Source organism: Polaromonas sp. CG_9.7, from assembly GCF_015752205.1.
Classification (GTDB): Bacteria; Pseudomonadota; Gammaproteobacteria; order Burkholderiales; family Burkholderiaceae_C; genus Polaromonas.
The window spans coordinates 64,002-82,017 of the sequence record NZ_JADOVG010000010.1 but is presented as its reverse complement, the minus strand read 5'-3'; the positions used below and the strand labels follow the sequence as shown (position 1 = coordinate 82,017).

The following is an 18,016-nucleotide window of genomic DNA, read 5'->3' as shown; positions in this document are numbered from 1 at the left end:
TTGTGGTTCAAAATAGTGGGAAAATTAAAGCACTAATATATTAGTGTGTCAATGCTATGATTTACCCTGACCGCCACCCTTACCAACCGTAAAGACCGCATGACTGCTCTCGCGAATATTGCGCCGCTCAAACTGGACCGTACCCGCCAGTCGGCGCCGCAAGTGTTTGAAGTTTTGCGGGAACTGATCGTTTCGGTGCAGCTGGAGCCCGGAACGGTGTTGCAGCGCGCCGAATTGGCGGATCACTTCGGCATCAGCCAGACGCCAATTCGCGATGCCCTGTTGCGTCTGGGCGAAGAGCAACTGGTCGATATTTTTCCGCAACACGCCACGGTGGTCAGCCGCATCGATTTGTCGGCGGCGCTGCAGTCGCATTTCCTGCGTCGGGCGATTGAACTGGAAATTTTGACTGTCCTGTGTGTATTGCCGCAAGCGGAACACGGCGATTTGGTGCGGCGGTTGAACGCGAGCTTGGCCGTGCAGGAGGCTGCGCTCAACCCGCTGGACATTCCAAAACTGGCCCTGGCCGATCTTGCATTCCATCAGGAACTGTACGCAGCGGCCAGTGTGGGGCCACTGTGGACGCTGGTGCGCAGACAAAGCGGTCATGTGGACCGGCTGCGCCGCCTGAACATGCCCGAAGAAGGCAAGCCCCAGTCGATCGTGCGGGACCATCGGGTCGTCGTCGAAGCTCTCGCGCGCAAGGACGCGCCAGGGGCACAACAGGCCTTGCGCCAGCACCTGGCCGGAACACTGGCTTTTGTGGACAGCATCAAGCAGCGATTTCCGGACTGGATTGTTTAGCCTGCGAACGGACGCGCAGGGTGCTTCAACGCAGTGTTTCTGTGTGTTGTCGTGATCAACGCAATCGCTGCCAAAGCCGTGGATAGCGGTAAGCGACAAGAAAGAACCAAGCCACCACCCGCCCAAGCAAGTGGTGGCAAGGCCGATTCGCACCCTATCGAGAAGCGGCCGGTGCCGGCATGCCTGGCGCCATCGGCGTCATCACCGGTGCGGCCGGGCCGCTGAACGCCGTTGGCGCCTGCAGTGGAGCAACTGGCGCGGCTTGCACCTCGCCGCCATGGAACTTCATCATCAGCGGCACGATCAGCAGCGCCACGATGTTGATGATCTTGATCAGCGGGTTGATGGCCGGGCCGGCGGTGTCCTTGTACGGGTCGCCCACGGTGTCTCCGGTGACGGCCGCCTTGTGCGCTTCGCTTCCCTTGCCGCCGTGGTGGCCGTCTTCAATGTATTTCTTGGCGTTGTCCCAGGCGCCGCCGCCGGTGCACATCGAAATCGCCACGAACAGGCCGGTGACGATCGTGCCCATCAGCAGGCCGCCCAGCGCCTTGGGGCCGAGCAGCAGGCCGACCACGATCGGCACGATGACAGGCAGCAGTGAAGGAATGATCATTTCCTTGATCGCCGCCGTCGTCAGCATGTCAACGGCGCGGCCGTATTCAGGCTTGGCCGTGCCTTCCATGATGCCGGGAATTTCCTTGAACTGGCGGCGCACTTCCACCACCACGGCACCCGCAGCACGGCCCACGGCTTCCATCGCCATGGCGCCGAACAGGTAGGGAATCAGGCCGCCGATGAACAGCCCGACGATGACCATCGGGTCACTCAAGTCAAAGCTGATGGCGCGGCCATAGCTCTCCAGCTTGTGGGTGTAGTCGGCAAACAGCACCAGCGCGGCCAGCCCTGCCGAGCCAATCGCGTAGCCCTTGGTGACGGCTTTGGTGGTGTTGCCCACGGCGTCCAGCGGGTCGGTCACGGCGCGCACTTCGGGCGGCATGTCGGCCATTTCGGCAATGCCGCCGGCGTTGTCGGTGATCGGGCCGTAGGCGTCAAGCGCCACCACGATGCCAGCCATGCTGAGCATGGACGTTGCCGCAATGGCAATGCCGTACAGCCCGGCCAGGTTGTAGGACACCAAAATGGCAATGCAGACAAAAATCACTGGCCAGGCGGTCGAACGCATCGACACGCCCAGGCCGGCAATGATGTTGGTACCGTGGCCGGTGGTTGACGCCTGCGCAATGTGCTTGACCGGTGCGTACTGCGTGCCGGTGTAGTACTCGGTCACCCAGACCAGGCAGGCGGTCAGCACCAGGCCGACGGCACAGGCGCCGAACAGCTTCATCTGGCTGCCCGTGACGTAAATGGCGTCGTCAGGCATGAGCCAGATCGTGACGAAGTAAAACGCGGCCAGCGAAAGCAAACCCGCCACGGCCAGGCCCTTGTACAGCGCCGGCATGACATTGGTCATGCCGGGCGAGGCCTTGACAAAAAAGCAGCCAATGATCGACGCGATGATCGAAACGGCGCCCAGCGCCAGCGGGTACAGCACGGCGTTGACCGGCGCGGCGGCCACCAGCAGCGCGCCCAGCACCATGGTGGCAATCAGCGTCACTGCATAAGTCTCGAACAAATCGGCCGCCATGCCGGCGCAGTCGCCCACGTTGTCGCCCACGTTGTCGGCAATCACGGCCGGGTTTCGCGGGTCGTCTTCGGGAATCCCGACCTCGACCTTGCCGACCAGGTCAGCGCCCACATCGGCGCCCTTGGTGAAGATGCCGCCGCCGAGTCGGGCAAAGATCGAAATCAGCGACGAGCCAAAGGCAAAGCCGATCAGCGGATTAAGCAGGTCGGCCAGTTTGCTGGTGGGCAAATAGTTGCCATTGCCAACCAGGAACCAGAAAAATCCGGTCACACCCAGCAGCCCCAGGCCCACCACCAGCATGCCGGTGATGGCGCCGCCGCGAAAGGCCACGTCAAGCGCCGGGCCAATGCCGCGCGTGGCCGCCTGCGCGGTCCGCACATTGGCGCGCACCGACACATTCATGCCGATGAAGCCGCAGGCCCCTGACAACAGCGCCCCGACCACGAAGCCAATGGCGGTCTTGCTGTCCAGAAACACCCCGATCAGCACCGCCAGAATGACGCCAACGATGGCAATGGTGGTGTACTGCCGGGCCAGATAAGCGGCAGCGCCGGTCTGGATGGCGGCCGATATTTCCTGCATTCGGGCGTTGCCCGCGTCCTGGGAAAGAATCCAGTGGCGTGCCCAAAAACCGTATCCCACGGCAATGAGCCCGCAAACCAGCGCAAGAATGAGCGCGGCTGAGTGACCTGTCATAAATACCTCCGACGTTTTTTTGCTTTGATGGGTGCCACGCAAGCGGACCCCCGCTGCGTTGCTTCCTCGTGGCTCGCTCGGTGGGCGACAGGACGATTGGCCAACTCAGGGAAATTAAACGCGAAAACACCTGCCGTTGGCAACCCGTAAGGTCGGCATCAGTAAAATGCGGGCAATTAATCTTCTGTCGGCCTGCAAATCCCGACCCGCAACCAGCGACTGTCGGGCAACCTGAACGCAGCGGCCCGGCAGGCCGTTTTTTCATCAACGTGTTTTCATCAACTTCAAAGCGACCATGTCCCTAGATAAAGTTACTCCCGGCAAAAATGCTCCCGACGCCTTCAACGTGATCATCGAAATCCCGATGAACTCCGATCCGGTGAAGTACGAGGTCGACAAGGAGTCCGGCGCCATCTTCGTGGACCGCTTCATGAGCACCGCGATGCACTACCCGTGCAACTATGGCTATGTTCCCCAGACCCTGAGCGGTGACGGCGACCCGGTCGATGTGCTGGTGATCACACCGGTGCCCTTGATTTCCGGCGTGGTGGTGACCTGCCGCGTCATCGGCATCCTGAAGATGACCGACGAAGCCGGTGAAGACGGCAAGATTCTGGCTGTGCCCGTTGACAAGAAATGCTCGCTGTACAGCCACTGGCAAAAGCCCGAGGACATGAATCCGCTGCGCCTGAAAACCATCGCCCATTTCTTTGAGCATTACAAAGACCTGGAAGAAGGCAAATGGGTCAAGATATCAGGCTGGGAAGGTCCGGAAGCCGCCAAAAAGGAAATCACCGACGGCATCGCCAATTACGCCAAGGAACAGCAGGAGGCGTGATTTCTTCCATAAGTTTGAAGCTTTTTATCGGCTTTGCGCATATCCCATATGCATAGTCAGCTATAAAAATAGTAGCAAAAACAAAATCGGTATTTTCTGCAAAAAAGCGCTTCCAGTTCAGTCAGGCAGCGCTTTTTGCCTATTTGGAGTGCGCGATGCAATGTGATGATTCTCCGCAGCGGCTGTGAGGAGCTGCTGGAAGCCAAGCCCTTCGAGCAATACCCGCCTTATATCGGACGCAAGCGTTAAACAATGTAAATTCAGGTTTTTTGTCAATTTCCCTGAAAACAGGTTCCGGAATCTGATTATTTAAGCTGCTCCGGATGAATAATGTCATATGCGATGCGGCGTCAGCCTGGAAGGCTTTTGTGTCAGCATGCAAAGGTAATATCAGATTCCATTTACCCCGACTGGTTCATCAGCATGGCAGATCCGCGCGACGCTTCCCTGAACCCTGAAAACAGCGACGACTTGATTAAAAGTCCGCTCAAATTTCCTGTAGTCGGCATTGGTGCATCGGCGGGTGGACTGCAGGCCCTGCTGCGGTTCTTCGAGCGCATGCCCGCTGCCAACGGCATGGCCTTTGTCGTCATTCTTCATCTGTCGCCAGACCATGAAAGCAATGTGGCCGAGATACTGCAGCGTATTGCCCGCATGCCGGTCATGCAGGTGACGGAACTGACCGCCATTGAAGCCAACCATGTGTATGTGATACCGCCCACGCACGACCTGGAAATGAACGACGGGCACCTGCAGTTGGCAAGCCATTCGCGTATTCGGGGTGCCCACCTGGCCATCGACCTGTTTTTTCGCACTTTGGCCGAGGTTCACCAGGAAAGGGCCGTTGCCGTCGTGATGTCGGGAACCGGCCACGACGGCGCCTCCGGCCTGGCGCGGGTCAAGGAAGAGGGCGGCGTCACCTTGGTGCAGCAACCCGAGGATGCCGAATATGACGACATGCCCAAAGCCGCCATTGCCACCGGCATGGTTGATTTCGTCGCGACGGCGTCAGATATGCCAAGGCGGCTGCAGGAACTCTGGGCCAATGCCTCCCGCATCAGTCTGCCCCGTAAGGATGGCTTGTCGCTCCGGGCTGACATTGCGGACAGCGACGAGTCCGCCCGGCTTGCCGAAGAGGCGCTGCGCGACATCATGTCTGCGCTGCGCATTTATTCAAAAAATGATTTTCGCCAATACAAGCGCGCCACTGTCTTGCGCCGCATTGCACGCCGGTTGCAGGTCAATGGCGTTCATGACCTGCCGGCCTATCGCGACTTTTTGCGTGTGCACCCTCAAGAGCTCAAGCTGCTGCTTCAGGACATGCTGATCAGCGTCACAAATTTCTTTCGCGATCCGGCAGCCTTTGAGGCACTTGAAAACGATGTGCTTCCAGCGCTACTGGCCAACCGCTCGCCAGACGAGTCGGTTCGCGTCTGGGTGGCGGGATGCGCCACCGGAGAGGAAGTTTATTCAGTCGCCATCTTGCTCAAGGAGCAGATGGAGTTGCACCACTGCACGTCCGAACTGCAGATTTTTGCCACGGACATTGATGAAAGGGCCGTCAACTTTGGCCGCAATGGTTTGTATCCGGCATCGATCGCAACCGATGTGTCGCCCGCCCGGCTTAAAAGTTTTTTTACTTTCGAAAAAGAGCAGTTCAGGGTGCTCAAGCAAATGCGTGAAAAAGTGCTTTTTGCCAACCACAATGTCCTGCGCGATCCGCCTTTTTCGCGCATCGACCTGATTTGCTGCCGCAACCTGCTGATTTATCTGGACAAGGCGGCCCAGGCCGGTGTGCTGTCAACCTTTCGCTTTGCGCTCAAGCCTGAAGGGTTTTTGTTCCTGGGCAGTTCGGAAGCTGTGGAGGCCGCGCACAAGCTCTACACCGTGGTGGACAAAAAAAACCGGTTTTTCAAGGTCAATCCGAGTGGCACTTCCACCCGCCATTTGCTGCTCGCCAAGGAGCCGCCCAGTGACAGCCCGGTTTTCAATCGCCGTGGGCCCGACCGGCGCGCGCCCAAGCCGGCTTCGTCTGCAGAGCTGCATCGCTCGCTGATCGAGCAGGTCGTCCTGCCCAGTGTGCTGATTGACAGCCAGCACAACATCCTGCATCTGTCGGAGAATGTTGGCAAATTCCTGTTGCCGGGTAGCGGCGCGCCGTCGGTCAATCTTCTGGACAACACACAGGCCGAGTTGCGCACCGAATTGCGCACGGCACTTTACCAGGCCATGCACACCGGCAAGCAGGTCAAGACACATGCTGTCCCGCTTAGGCGCGGAAGCAGCACGATTCTTGTGCAAATGAGCGTGCACTTCTTCGGAGAAGTCAGCACTGAATCAGCGTTGGCGCTGGTGATGTTCGAAGAGGTGCCGGAAAAGCCGCTCCTGGAGTCCAGCAGTACCGGGCAGGCGCACCAAGTGGTGGTCGAACAACTGGAAGCCGAGATCAGGCAGCTCAAGGAAAATCTGCAGCAAATCATCGAGCAGACTGAAGTCTCGACCGAAGAACTCAAGTCTTCCAATGAGGATCAGCAAGCCGTCAATGAAGAACTTCGCTCGGCCACCGAGGAACTGGAAACCAGCAAGGAGGAACTTCAGTCGATCAATGAGGAACTGACCACCGTCAACTTTGAATTAAAAGTCAAGGTCGATGAAACCAGCATGATGAACGACGACCTGCAAAACCTGATCACATCGTCGGACATCGCCACGGTATTCGTTGATCGCAGCTTGAAGATCAAACGCTTCACTCCGCAGGCAACCCGCATCTTCAACCTGATTGAGTCCGACATCAATCGCCCCTTGATGGATATCACCCACAAGCTTGACTATGAGTCGCTGGGTAAAGATGCCGCTGGCATGCTCAAAACCTTGAACCCGATCAAGCGGCCGGTCAGCAGCAGCGACGGCAGGCATTATCTGGCCCGCATTGGTCCCTACCGCACGATGGATGACCACATCGACGGCGTCGTCCTGACGTTTGTGGACGTCACCGAATTGCGCAAGGCCGAGGAAAGGCTTCGCGCTGGCGAGGAACGGCTTCGCATTGCGGCTGAAACCACCAAAGATTACGCAATCTTGACCATCGATGAGGAAGGCATCATCACCAGCTGGAACGTGGGTGCCCAGCGCAATTTTGGCTATACGCCGCAAGAGATTGTGGGCCAGCCGTTTTCCATCATTTTCACCCCCGAAGACCGTGCCGCCGGGGCACCGGAAGGCGAGTTGCGCGGCGCACACGAAGACGGCCGCAGCGTGGACGAGCGCTGGCACCTGCGCAAGGACGGCAGCACTTTTTTTTGCAGCGGCGTGGTCACCCGGCTCGAAGGCAAGGCCGGCGGTTATGCCAAGATTGCCAAGGACATGACCGAAAGCCGGTCGCAGCAGGTGAGCCGCGACGAGTTGCTGGCCATGGAAAAACACGCTAACGAACTCAAGGACCAGTTTCTGGCTGTGATGTCGCATGAACTCAAGCACCCGCTGAACCTGATTCAGGTCAACACCGAATTGCTGCTGAGTCACCCCGAGGTGCGCGCGCTTCCCGAAGTGGCCCGGGCCGGCGAAACCATTCGCAGCGCCGTGGTCAGCCAGACGAAGATCATTGATGACTTGCTGGACCTGTCGCGTGCCCGTACCGGTAAACTGACGCTGCGGCTGGCACCGGTCGACCTGGCTGAAATGGCGACCTCGATTGCCGGTGCTGCGCGCGATGATGCGAGCAAGAAAGGCCTGACGCTGTCTTACGAATACACCGAAAAAGAACTGGTGGCCCTGTGCGACCGCGTCCGCACAGAGCAGATTCTGTGGAACCTCATCAACAACGCCATCAAGTTCACGCCTGCGGGCGGAACTGTCACCGTGCGACTCGGCCGCGACAGCACATTTGCCACCATGAGCGTGACCGACACTGGGCAGGGTATTGATCCGGCATTCCTGCCCCATATCTTTGGCATGTTTGTCCAGGCGCCTGAACAAATAATCTACAACACCAACACCGGTTTGGGCGTGGGCCTGACGCTGGTGCGCGACCTGACCGTGGCGCAGGGTGGCAGGGTGCTGGCCGATTCGGAAGGCCTGGGCAAGGGCACCTGCTTCACCATCTGGCTGCCACTGGCGCAAACCAGGATGCAGGACAAAAAAGCCAGCCAATCCAGTGCAAACCTCAAAGGGCTCAGGATTCTGGCGGTCGATGACATGATTGACTTGCTGGAGCCTTTCTCGGCACTGCTTCGTCTGGAGGGTGCTGATGTGGACATGGCCTGCAGCGGCCAGCAGGCGCTGGAAATGCTGGAGAAAAACAGCTACGACCTGCTGATTTCAGACCTTGGCATGCCCTACATGGATGGTTACGAGCTGATCCGCAAGATTCGCAAGCGCCCTGACTGGCGAAATCTCAAGGCAATTGCGCTCAGCGGCTATGGCCGACAGGTGGACACGGTAAGAGCTTTGCAAAGCGGCTTCAATGCTCACCTTTCTAAACCCGCTACGGTGGCGCACATCTGCCAGAGCATCGCCCAGCTGGTTCCAAACGACCCGCTTTGATTCATGCCGCTAGAGATGGTCGTACGCTGGTGGATGGTTTGCGACTTGAACCGATGTGAGCAAAACACCGGATCAGCAGCCGCTCGTTACAAATTCAGATTTTTGAAGGTACTTAAGCGTATTTTTTTTGGTACAAACAGTTCAGCTGATTTTTCAGAAAACTTGCCTCTTGCAGCCCCTGCTTTTAACGCGATGCCTTGGGTTGGCTTAAAAAGCCCCACACAAGAAAGCCAACTCATTTTTCCTGGAGAGCAGCACCAATGACCATTCAGAAACCGCCTCAGGCCTCAATTGCTTCAGGCTTGCCCGCTGAAGTGACAGCCCAGCAGGTCGAGTCCGCCCGCTATGCGGTCCTCAGGCGTCTGGCGCCTTGCTTGCGCCACCATATGGTTCGGCCGCTGCAGCCCATTGGTCTGATTTACGGGGTCATGCACCACAAGCTCTCGGCAGCCCAGCCCGATTTGCAGTCGGTTCGTGAAGAGGCCGAAAAGATCAATGCTTTTGCCAAGGCGGCGCTAGATGAGTGCATGGACATGGGCACCTGGCTGGCACCTGAGCCGGGCGTCGTGACCGATGTCGAATCGGGCGTGCTTGAATGCGTCGGTCTGATGGCCACCATGCTGCATTTTTGTGGTTTCCGGCTTGTCAATGAGGTTGAAGACCTGCCATATAAAGTCATGCGCGATTCCTTGCGCATGGTGCTGAGCGCTGCTTTGTTTGAATTGACCGACACCATTGACGATCCTGCCACCGTGACGATCCATGCCCAGGCCAGTGGGTCAGAAGTCACGGTCATTTTGCAAGCCGATTTAATTGAAGACGGTCATCTGGATCGTTATGACGATGGTTACCGAAAACTGGTGTGGGCCGATGTTCAGGCGTTAGCGCTGGCAGAGCATGTCGGTTTGTACCGTCAGGGTCGACAAGTTACCCTTCGCTTTGCCATCGCGCAGACGTCAGTTCTTTAAAAGCCTAAAACCAAGCAAGCCCAATGTTGAACCGCCCCGGGTTTTGTAGAAGCCTGTTGATTTAAATCAGGCTTCAGCTATGGAAGCCTGACTGGCGAGTTGCCGACAGTATTTCGCCTAAGTTTCTGCAGGCGGGCATACCCGACAGGCCCAAGCGATCGGTGATGGTTGAAACAGGCCACCCATTCCAGGGTTGCCAGCCCCACCGATTCTGCGATTTCCCCAGGTGCACGGCGATGAATCAGCTCGGACTAGTACGGGCTGTTGATCGTCTCGGCCAGGGCGTTGTCGTAGCTGTCGCCCTTGCTGCCCACCGAGAGGGTAATCCCGGCCTCGGCCGGTCTCTGGCTGTAGCCGATGTCCGTGTATGGCGACTCCCTTTCCGAGTGGTGATTCAGTGTGCCATCACGCTCGGGCTGTCTTGTGTACAGCGCCTGCTCCAGCGCATCCGGTAGCCTTCACGCTTTCGCGTTCGGCTTTGTGGTGCCGGCCCTGGCCCCAGTATCGACTTCGTCGCGCTTGAACCATTCGTTCAGTGTCTGCGGCACGCAGCCGATCTTCGGGGCGATGGAATCAATGGCTCACCGCCGCGAAGGGAACTCGCCCAGGTGTTCATGCACCATGCGTACTGAGGGTTCGCTCAACGCAGGAAAAAACTTGTTTGACTTCTTCATGGCTCAATCCTGTCAGAGATACAAGCCTCCTGAAAACCCGCGGCGGCGCACAGGAATTTTGGATAAACATGATCAAAGTACTTCACTGGCGAAATCGGCTAGACGCGACCGCTCTCCACGTGCAAGCGTAATGTGCCCGCCATGGGGCCAGCCCTTGAAACGGTCAACGGCAAATGTCATGCCAGAAGATCCTTCCGTCAGATAAGGCGTGTCGATTTGCGCCAGATTGCCCATGCAGACGATCTTGGTGCCAGGCCCGGCGCGGGTTATGAGTGTTTTCATCTGCTTGGGCGTCAGATTCTGCGCTTCGTCAATGATGACGTATTTGTTCATAAAGGTCCGGCCGCGCATGAAGTTCATGCTCTTGACCTTGATGCGCGAGCGGATCAGCTCGTTTGTAGCAGCGCGGCCCCATTCACCTGCGCCACCGTCGGTCTTGCCAAGAACTTCCAGGTTGTCGTCCAGCGCGCCCATCCAGGGCCCCATTTTTTCTTCTTCGGTACCGGGAAGGAAGCCGATGTCTTCGCCAACCGATACTGTCGCGCGGGTCATGATGATTTCGGTATAACGCCTGTCATCAAGCACTTGCGTCAACCCGCTGGCCAAAGCCATCAGCGTCTTGCCGGTGCCTGCTGTACCTGCCAAAGTGACAAAGTCCACTTCTGGGTCCATTAGCAGGTTCATGGCAAAATTTTGTTCGCGGTTGCGCATGGTGACGCCCCAGACCGAATTTTTCAGGTGAGTGAAATCCTTCAGGGTTTTCAGTACCGCTGTTTTTCCCTGGATTTCAGTGACCCTGGCATACAGCGGTGGTTCGCCAGGAGATTCGAAAAACACGAACTGGTTGATCATCAGACTCGGCACGATCGGACCGCCGATGCGGTAGAACGTGTGAATGCCTTGCTGCCAGCTTTCGATGGTTTTGCTCTGTCGCGTCCAGAAGTCGGGCGGCAGCGCCAGCGAACCTGCATACAGCAAGTCGCCGTCTTCAAGAACCTTGTCGTTCTGATAGTCGTCGGTATTGAGACCCAAGGCACGCGCCTTGACGCGCATGTTGATGTCCTTGGAGACAAGCACAACTTCGCGCGGTGCATACTCCTTGCGCAGAGCCTCAACCACGCCCAGGATCTGATTGTCTGCCTTGCCCTGAGGCAGGCTCATCGGTAAAGTGTAGTCAAGCACTTTGGTCTGGAAAAACAGGCAGCCATTGGCTTCAGAATGGCCGGTGGTGTTCAGCTTCAGACCCTTGCCGATGTCAGCTCCTTTCGCTCCGGCCAAACCATCGAGCGTACGGCTGGTTTGACGCGCATTGCGGGCCACTTCTGTCATGCCTTTTTTGTGCCCGTCAAGTTCTTCCAGCACGATCATCGGCAGGAAAATATCGTGTTCTTCGAAACGGAACAGACACATTGGGTCGTGCATCAGGACATTCGTATCAAGTACGAAGAGCTTCGGCTGGGCCGACGGTTGGGTCTTTTTAGGCCTGAAAGCGGCCAGGACACGTGGCACGCTCTCTTTTTTAGAGCTGATCACCCGCACATCCATTGCAGGAGCAGTCTTTTTTTCTGCATACACAATGGGTTGTTCGCGTTCTGTGACATCAAGGCTGTCCATCAACCGCATGGCTGCAGGCTGACTCGTTAACTCAACTGGCTTGGAAGATTTTCTCGGTACTTTAGCCAACGCGCGCGCCGGCGCATTGAGCACATCTGGTGAAAGCAAGGCAGCACGTTTGGTAGGAGCGGGTGGCATGGGCATGGTGCTTAAAACTCTTTACATGAAGTTTCAGAAATAAAAAAAGCCGCCTCGGGGCCGGGGCGGCTTTTTTTGAATGCGGTTGCTGGGGTCAATTGCATGAAGTCATTATGCACAACTCAAATGACCGCCATCGCAACACGCGCTAAACATGTTTCAGGCCTCTTTCTTGAGGCCTTTGACAGCCTTGAGCACTTCTTCGACATGGCCAGGAACTTTCAGGCCGCGCCACTCTTCTTTCAACAGTCCGTCCGCGCCCACCAGAAAAGTGCTGCGCTCGATACCCTTGACCTTTTTGCCGTACATGATCTTGTTTTTGACCACGCCAAACATATGGCACATTTTTTCTTCAGTGTCGGCGATCAGTTCAAACGGAAGTTCCAGCTTGGACTTGAACTCATCATGGGATTTCATGTTGTCGCGCGAGACGCCAAAAACAGTGGCGCCGGCCTTGAGGAAATCCTTGTGATGGTCACGAAACTGCATCGCTTCGGTGGTGCAGCCCGGCGTGTTATCTTTCGGGTAGAAAAACAGCACGACCACTTTGCCCAGGTGCGTTTGGTTTGAAACTTTGAGGCCGCCGGTGGCGAGTGCTTCAAATTCGGGAAGAAGTTTATTGACGACGACTGCCATACTAAGGGTACCCTGACGAAAGTAGTTGTAATTAGCCGCGGCTTTTGCCAGTGAAGACAGATATCCTTCACTGGGTGCGGTGCCAAGTGCAACCCTATATTTTACTCTGATTGGGGCTTCGTCTGTCCCTCAGACTGTATCGGGATCTATCAAAAGGGCTGCAACCACATGACGCCCTTCACCTGCCAGGATGTTGTAGGTGCGGCAGGCTGCCAGCGTGTCCATGGTTTCCAGGCCGATCCGGTGCTCCATCAGGCCACGCAAAAAGGCCGGGGGTGGAAACCGCAGTCTTGAACCGCTGCCAAAAATCACCAGTTCCGGCTTCATGTCTGCGAGCATCGCAAAGTGCTCTGCAGTCAGTTGCTCAAAGCTTTGGCATTTCCACGGCAGTTTTTCTCCACGTGAGCCGATCACGATGCTGTAATCGATTTTTTCAGCAACGCCGTTGTTGCCCAGGCCGACCCATCCGGCGCCATAGGCAAGAATGGACTGGACATCAAGACGATCTGGTTGAAGTTTCATACGGTATTGAAGGTTGTGGCATTTGCCTGAACGGCTGGGTCGGCCACTGCCGCCAAGCGGCTGAGTGGAAGGTAAAAATCAGCGTTTTATGTGGTCAAATTATAGATTCCGTCCAAAACTCAGGTGGCTGCACCGGTTTTCTCTTTCGGCGCATCGCATGGGCGAAGCGGCCTTGCCCAACCTTTCATCAGAAGCGACATGAAACCGATCACCAAGTCTGCAAAACTGGCCAACGTGCTTTACGACATCCGTGGACCGATCATGGACGCGGCCAAGCAGATGGAAGAAGAGGGCCAAAAGCTGATCAAGCTCAACATCGGCAATCTCGCAGTGTTCGGTTTCGATGCGCCAGAAGAAGTTCAGCAGGACATGATCCGCAACCTGCCCGCGTCAGCGGGCTACTCTGACAGCAAGGGCATTTTTGCAGCGCGCAAGGCGGTGATGCATGAGACGCAAAAGCAGGGCATCAAGGGCGTGACGCTGGAGGACATTTACCTTGGCAACGGTGCCAGCGAATTGATCTCGATGGCCACCAACGCCTTGCTCGACAACGGCGACGAGTTGCTGCTGCCTTCGCCCGACTATCCGCTGTGGACCGCTTCCGTGAGCCTGGCCGGTGGTACGCCGGTGCATTACATGTGCGACGAAAGCAATGGCTGGATGCCCAGCCTCGAAGACATCCGTGCCAAGATCACGCCCCGGACCAAGGGCATTGTCGTCATCAACCCCAACAACCCCACCGGCGCGCTGTATTCGGACGCATTGCTTAAAAGTATTGTCGAGATCGCTCGCGAACACGACCTGGTGATTCTGGCCGACGAGGTGTATGACAAAGTGCTGTACGACGACGTCCGGCACACCGCGCTGGCCAGCCTGTCATCCGACGTGTTGACGCTGACCTTCAATTCCTTGTCCAAGAGTTACCGCTCCTGCGGCTACCGCGCAGGCTGGCTGGTCGTGTCCGGCGCCAAGAAAAGGGCACTCGATTACATCGAGGGCCTGAACATGCTGGCCAACATGAAACTGTGCTCCAACGTGCCGGGCCAGTGGGCGATCCAGACGGCGCTGGGCGGCTACCAGAGCATCAATGACCTGACCTGCCCGGGCGGCCGGCTGCGGCGCCAGCGCGACCTGGCGTACGAGCTGATCACCGCCATTCCGGGCGTGAGTTGCGTCAAGCCCAGCGCCGCGTTGTACATGTTTCCCAAGCTTGATCCAGAGGTCTATCCGATTACCGACGATCGGCAGTTTTTCCTTGAGCTGCTCAAGGAAACCAAGGTCATGCTGGTGCAGGGCACCGGTTTCAACTGGGCCGCGCCCGACCACTTCCGAATTGTTTTTCTGCCGCACGAGGAAGATCTGCGCGAAGCAATCAAACGCATTGCCCAGTTTCTTGAAAAATACCGCAACAAGCTGATCTGAGTTTCCTTTTCCCCCTTTTTCCTATTTCCCGCTGCGCCCTTTCAACGGCCAGTTTGCCCAACCAAGACATGCAGGACACCAGGTGAACCTAAAAACGACGACGAATCTGAGCCCCATCCGGGTAGGCCTTCTGGGTATTGGAACCGTGGGCAGCGGAACTTTCAATGTGCTTCAGCGCAACCAGGAAGAAATTCGCCGCCGTGCCGGACGAGGCATCCAGATCACCATGGTCGCCGACCTGGACGTGGCGCGTGCCCAAGCATTGGTCGGCGACGGCGTGCTGGTGGTGAACGATGCACGCAAGGTGGTGGCCAGCCCTGACATCGACATCGTGATCGAACTCATTGGTGGCTACGGCATTGCCAAGGCGCTGGTGCTTGAAGCCATTGAGTCGGGCAAGCACGTCGTGACTGCCAATAAGGCGCTGCTGGCCGTGCATGGCACCGAGATTTTTGCCGCAGCACACCGCAAGGGTGTGATGGTGGCTTTCGAGGCGGCAGTCGCCGGCGGTATCCCGATCATCAAGGCGCTGCGCGAAGGCCTGACGGCCAACTCGATCCAGTGGATTGCCGGCATCATCAACGGCACGACCAACTTCATCCTGTCAGAAATGCGCGACAAGGGCCTGGACTTCGGTGTGGTGCTCAAGGAAGCGCAGCGCCTGGGTTATGCCGAAGCCGACCCGACCTTTGACATCGAAGGCGTGGACGCCGCGCACAAGGCGACGTTGATGAGCGCCATTGCCTTTGGCATTCCGGTGCAGTTTGACAAAGCCTATGTCGAGGGCATCACGAGCCTGGCGCCGCAGGACATCCGCTACGCCGAGCAGCTCGGCTACCGCATCAAGCTGCTGGGCATCACCAAGCGCGTATCGGGTGGCATCGAGTTGCGTGTTCACCCGAGCCTGATTCCGGCCAAACGCCTGCTGGCCAATGTTGAAGGCGCGATGAACGCCGTTGTGGTGAATGGCGATGCCGTCGGCACTACGCTGTACTACGGCAAGGGCGCTGGCAGCGAGCCGACCGCCAGCGCGGTGATTGCTGACCTGGTTGACATTGCGCGGCTGCACACCGCCGACCCTGAGCACCGCGTGCCGCACCTGGCGTTCCAGCCCGACGAAATGAGTGATCTGGCTATCGTGCCGATGTCCGAAATCGTCACCAGCTACTACCTGCGCCTGAACGTGGCCGACGAAGCCGGCGTGCTGGCCAATGTCACCGGCATCCTGGCCTCATTCGGCATCAGCATCGACGCGGTATTGCAGCGCGAAGCCGACGAAGTGGGTGGCGAAGGTTCGACCCAGACCGACCTGATCATCCTGACGCACGACTGCGTTGAAGCCAAAATGAACAAAGCCATGGTGCAAATGCAGGCGCTGCCCACCGTGCTGGCGTCCATTGTCCGCATCCGCAAGGAGGAACTGGCCTGATGCATTACATCTCCACGCGCGCCTCATCTAGCAACCCCCTCGAACGCAAGCGCTTTTGCGAAATCCTGCTCGAAGGCCTGGCGCCCGACGGCGGGCTCTATTTGCCCGAATACTATCCTCAGGTCGATGGCGCCACGCTTGCCAAGTGGCGCGGCCTGAGCTACGCCGAACTGGCGTTCGAGGTGCTGTCGCTGTACATCGACGACATTCCCGCCGCTGACCTGAAGGCGATTTGCATCAAGACCTACACAGAAAAAGTCTTTGGCAGCAAGGAAATCGTGCCGCTTCGTCCCCTGGGTGCCGGCCTGTACCTCGAAGCGCTGTCCAACGGCCCGACGCTGGCCTTCAAGGACATGGCCATGCAACTGCTGGGCAACCTGTTCGAATATGAACTGGCCCGGCGCGGCGAAGAACTGAACATTCTGGGCGCCACCAGCGGCGACACCGGCAGCGCGGCCGAATACGCCATGCGCGGCAAGAAGGGCGTTCGCGTCTTCATGACGTCGCCCAACGGCCGCATGAGCCCGTTCCAGCAAGCGCAAATGTTCAGTCTGCAGGACGAGAATATCCACAACATTGCCATCGACGGCGTGTTCGACGATTGCCAGGACATCGTTAAAGCCGTGTCAAACGACCTGGCGTTCAAGCGACAGTACAAGATTGGTACGGTCAACTCGATCAACTGGGCACGGCTGATGGCGCAGGTGGTGTATTACTTCGCCGGTTACTTCCAAGCCACCAAATCGAACGCTGAAAAAGTCAGCTTCGCCGTGCCGTCCGGCAATTTCGGCAATGTCTGCGCCGGCCATGTGGCGCGCAGCATGGGCCTGCCAATTGACAAACTGGTGGTCGCCACCAATGAGAACGATGTGCTCGACGAGTTTTTTCGCACCGGCATCTACCGCGTTCGGACCAGTGCCGACACGCATGAAACCTCCAGCCCGTCGATGGACATTTCCAAGGCGTCGAACTTCGAGCGCTTTGTGTTCGACCTGCTTGGCCGTGACGGTGGCCGGGTGCGTTCCCTGTTTCATGACCAGATTGCCAGCCAGGGCAGTTTCGAGCTGGGCGCCGACCCGGCGTTTGCCATGGCGGCCGGACGTTACGGTTTTGTCAGTGGCAAAAGCACGCATGCTGACCGGCTGGCAACGATTCGGGACACATGGAAGCGCTTTGACACCATGATCGACACCCACACCGCCGACGGCGTGAAGGTGGCGCGTGAGCATCTGCAGCCCGGCATTCCGATGATCGTGCTGGAAACCGCCTTGCCAATCAAGTTTGCCGCCACGATTGAAGAGGCGCTGGGCCAGCCGCCGGTGCGGCCTGCGGGCTTCGAAGGGATTGAAGCGCTGCCCAAGCGGGTCAAGCTGCTGCCGGCCGACGCAACGGCGATCAAGCAGTACATTGCTGAAAATGTGCATTAAATCGGCAGTTTGCGCATATTCAGCGGGCGCAAGCAGCTATTTTTTTAATAGCAATCTAAATTGTAGGGAGCTTGCCTGATGAAAGTTGTCGGATTTGCCGGCTACTCGGGTTCTGGCAAGACCACCCTGGTTGAAAAGCTGATTCCCGTGCTCAAGCTGCGCGGCCTGCGGGTGTCTGTCGTCAAGCATGCGCACCACAAGTTTGACATCGACCACCCCGGCAAGGACACCTTTCGCCACCGGCAGGCAGGTGCCTTTGAGGTGGTCGTGGCTTCGCAAAACCGGTTGGCGCTGATCCGCGAGTTCGAGCAGCCCGCCGAACTCACCGTGCACCAGCTGATTGCCGAGTTGTACGAAGGCGTGGACTGGGTGCTGGTCGAAGGCTTCAAGCACAGCGATTTGACCAAGATCGAGGTGTGGCGGGCTTCGTCCGGCAAGCCGACGCGCTACGCCGATGACGATTACGTGGTGGCCATTGCCACCGATTCCCCCGGCCAGTTACCCACGGCAACCTTGCGTCCGGTGCTGGATTTGAACGATGCCGAAGCCGTGGCTGATTTTCTGGTCAACAATCAAAACCGCTTTGACTATTCGTTTGAAGACCGGCCAGCCTGAGCAGCTCTTTCATCTGTTTCCATCGTTTTCACCGTTCCGGATACCC

12 protein-coding genes and 1 pseudogene are annotated in these 18,016 nt (G+C 57.7%); 8 read left to right on the top strand and 5 right to left on the bottom strand.

The features are described 5' to 3' along the window. Positions 1-99 precede the first annotated feature (99 nt). The gene (locus IWX87_RS11780) at positions 100-804 is read left to right on the top strand and encodes a GntR family transcriptional regulator (protein WP_196863712.1); all 705 of its coding nucleotides are present in this window, start codon (positions 100-102) and stop codon (positions 802-804) included. A gap of 154 nt (positions 805-958) precedes the next feature. Here the strand turns inward: IWX87_RS11780 and IWX87_RS11775 are convergent, their stop codons facing one another. Further along, a complete protein-coding gene (locus IWX87_RS11775; RefSeq protein WP_196863711.1) occupies positions 959-3,145 on the bottom strand; it encodes a sodium-translocating pyrophosphatase in 2,187 nt (728 codons plus the stop codon). Positions 3,146-3,440: 295 nt separating this feature from the next. On the opposite strand from IWX87_RS11775, the gene ppa reads away from it, so the two are divergent. From ppa to IWX87_RS11760, 3 genes are all read left to right on the top strand, one after another. Then, a complete protein-coding gene (gene ppa / locus IWX87_RS11770) occupies positions 3,441-3,983 on the top strand; it encodes an inorganic diphosphatase (RefSeq protein WP_196863710.1) in 543 nt (180 codons plus the stop codon). 423 nt (positions 3,984-4,406) lie between these two features. Further along, the gene (locus tag IWX87_RS11765; RefSeq protein ID WP_196863709.1) at positions 4,407-8,525 is read left to right on the top strand and encodes a chemotaxis protein CheB; all 4,119 of its coding nucleotides are present in this window, start codon (positions 4,407-4,409) and stop codon (positions 8,523-8,525) included. Between the two features lie 197 nt (positions 8,526-8,722). Continuing rightward, entirely contained in the window at positions 8,723-9,493 is a 771-nt protein-coding gene (locus tag IWX87_RS11760; protein ID WP_196863708.1) for a hypothetical protein, read from the top strand. Between the two features lie 117 nt (positions 9,494-9,610). Here IWX87_RS11760 and IWX87_RS20055 read toward each other — a convergent pair. From IWX87_RS20055 to IWX87_RS11740, 4 genes and pseudogenes are all read right to left on the bottom strand, one after another. Beyond that, positions 9,611-9,942 (bottom strand): annotated as a pseudogene (locus IWX87_RS20055) (IS3 family transposase); the annotation flags it as partial. Between the two features lie 297 nt (positions 9,943-10,239). Then, positions 10,240-11,925, bottom strand: a complete 1,686-nt coding sequence (locus tag IWX87_RS11750; RefSeq protein ID WP_196863707.1) for a PhoH family protein — start codon at positions 11,923-11,925, stop codon at positions 10,240-10,242. 153 nt (positions 11,926-12,078) lie between these two features. Next, a complete protein-coding gene (locus tag IWX87_RS11745; RefSeq protein WP_196863706.1) occupies positions 12,079-12,555 on the bottom strand; it encodes a peroxiredoxin in 477 nt (158 codons plus the stop codon). A 129-nt stretch (positions 12,556-12,684) separates the two neighbouring features. Continuing rightward, the gene (locus IWX87_RS11740) at positions 12,685-13,077 is read right to left on the bottom strand and encodes an Mth938-like domain-containing protein (protein ID WP_196863705.1); all 393 of its coding nucleotides are present in this window, start codon (positions 13,075-13,077) and stop codon (positions 12,685-12,687) included. A gap of 198 nt (positions 13,078-13,275) precedes the next feature. Between IWX87_RS11740 and IWX87_RS11735 the strand changes: the two genes are divergently transcribed. From IWX87_RS11735 to mobB, 4 genes are all read left to right on the top strand, one after another. After that, a complete protein-coding gene (locus IWX87_RS11735; protein ID WP_196863704.1) occupies positions 13,276-14,499 on the top strand; it encodes a pyridoxal phosphate-dependent aminotransferase in 1,224 nt (407 codons plus the stop codon). Positions 14,500-14,605: 106 nt separating this feature from the next. Next, complete coding sequence (locus IWX87_RS11730) at positions 14,606-15,928, top strand: homoserine dehydrogenase (RefSeq protein ID WP_196863793.1); 1,323 nt, start codon at positions 14,606-14,608, stop codon at positions 15,926-15,928. Next, positions 15,928-17,355, top strand: a complete 1,428-nt coding sequence (gene thrC / locus IWX87_RS11725; protein WP_196863703.1) for a threonine synthase — start codon at positions 15,928-15,930, stop codon at positions 17,353-17,355. The genes IWX87_RS11730 and thrC overlap by 1 nt, the downstream gene beginning before the upstream one ends. 78 nt (positions 17,356-17,433) lie before the next feature. Further along, positions 17,434-17,970 (top strand): molybdopterin-guanine dinucleotide biosynthesis protein B, encoded by a 537-nt coding sequence (gene mobB, locus IWX87_RS11720; RefSeq protein ID WP_196863702.1) that lies wholly within the window; start codon positions 17,434-17,436, stop codon positions 17,968-17,970. Positions 17,971-18,016 lie beyond the last annotated feature (46 nt).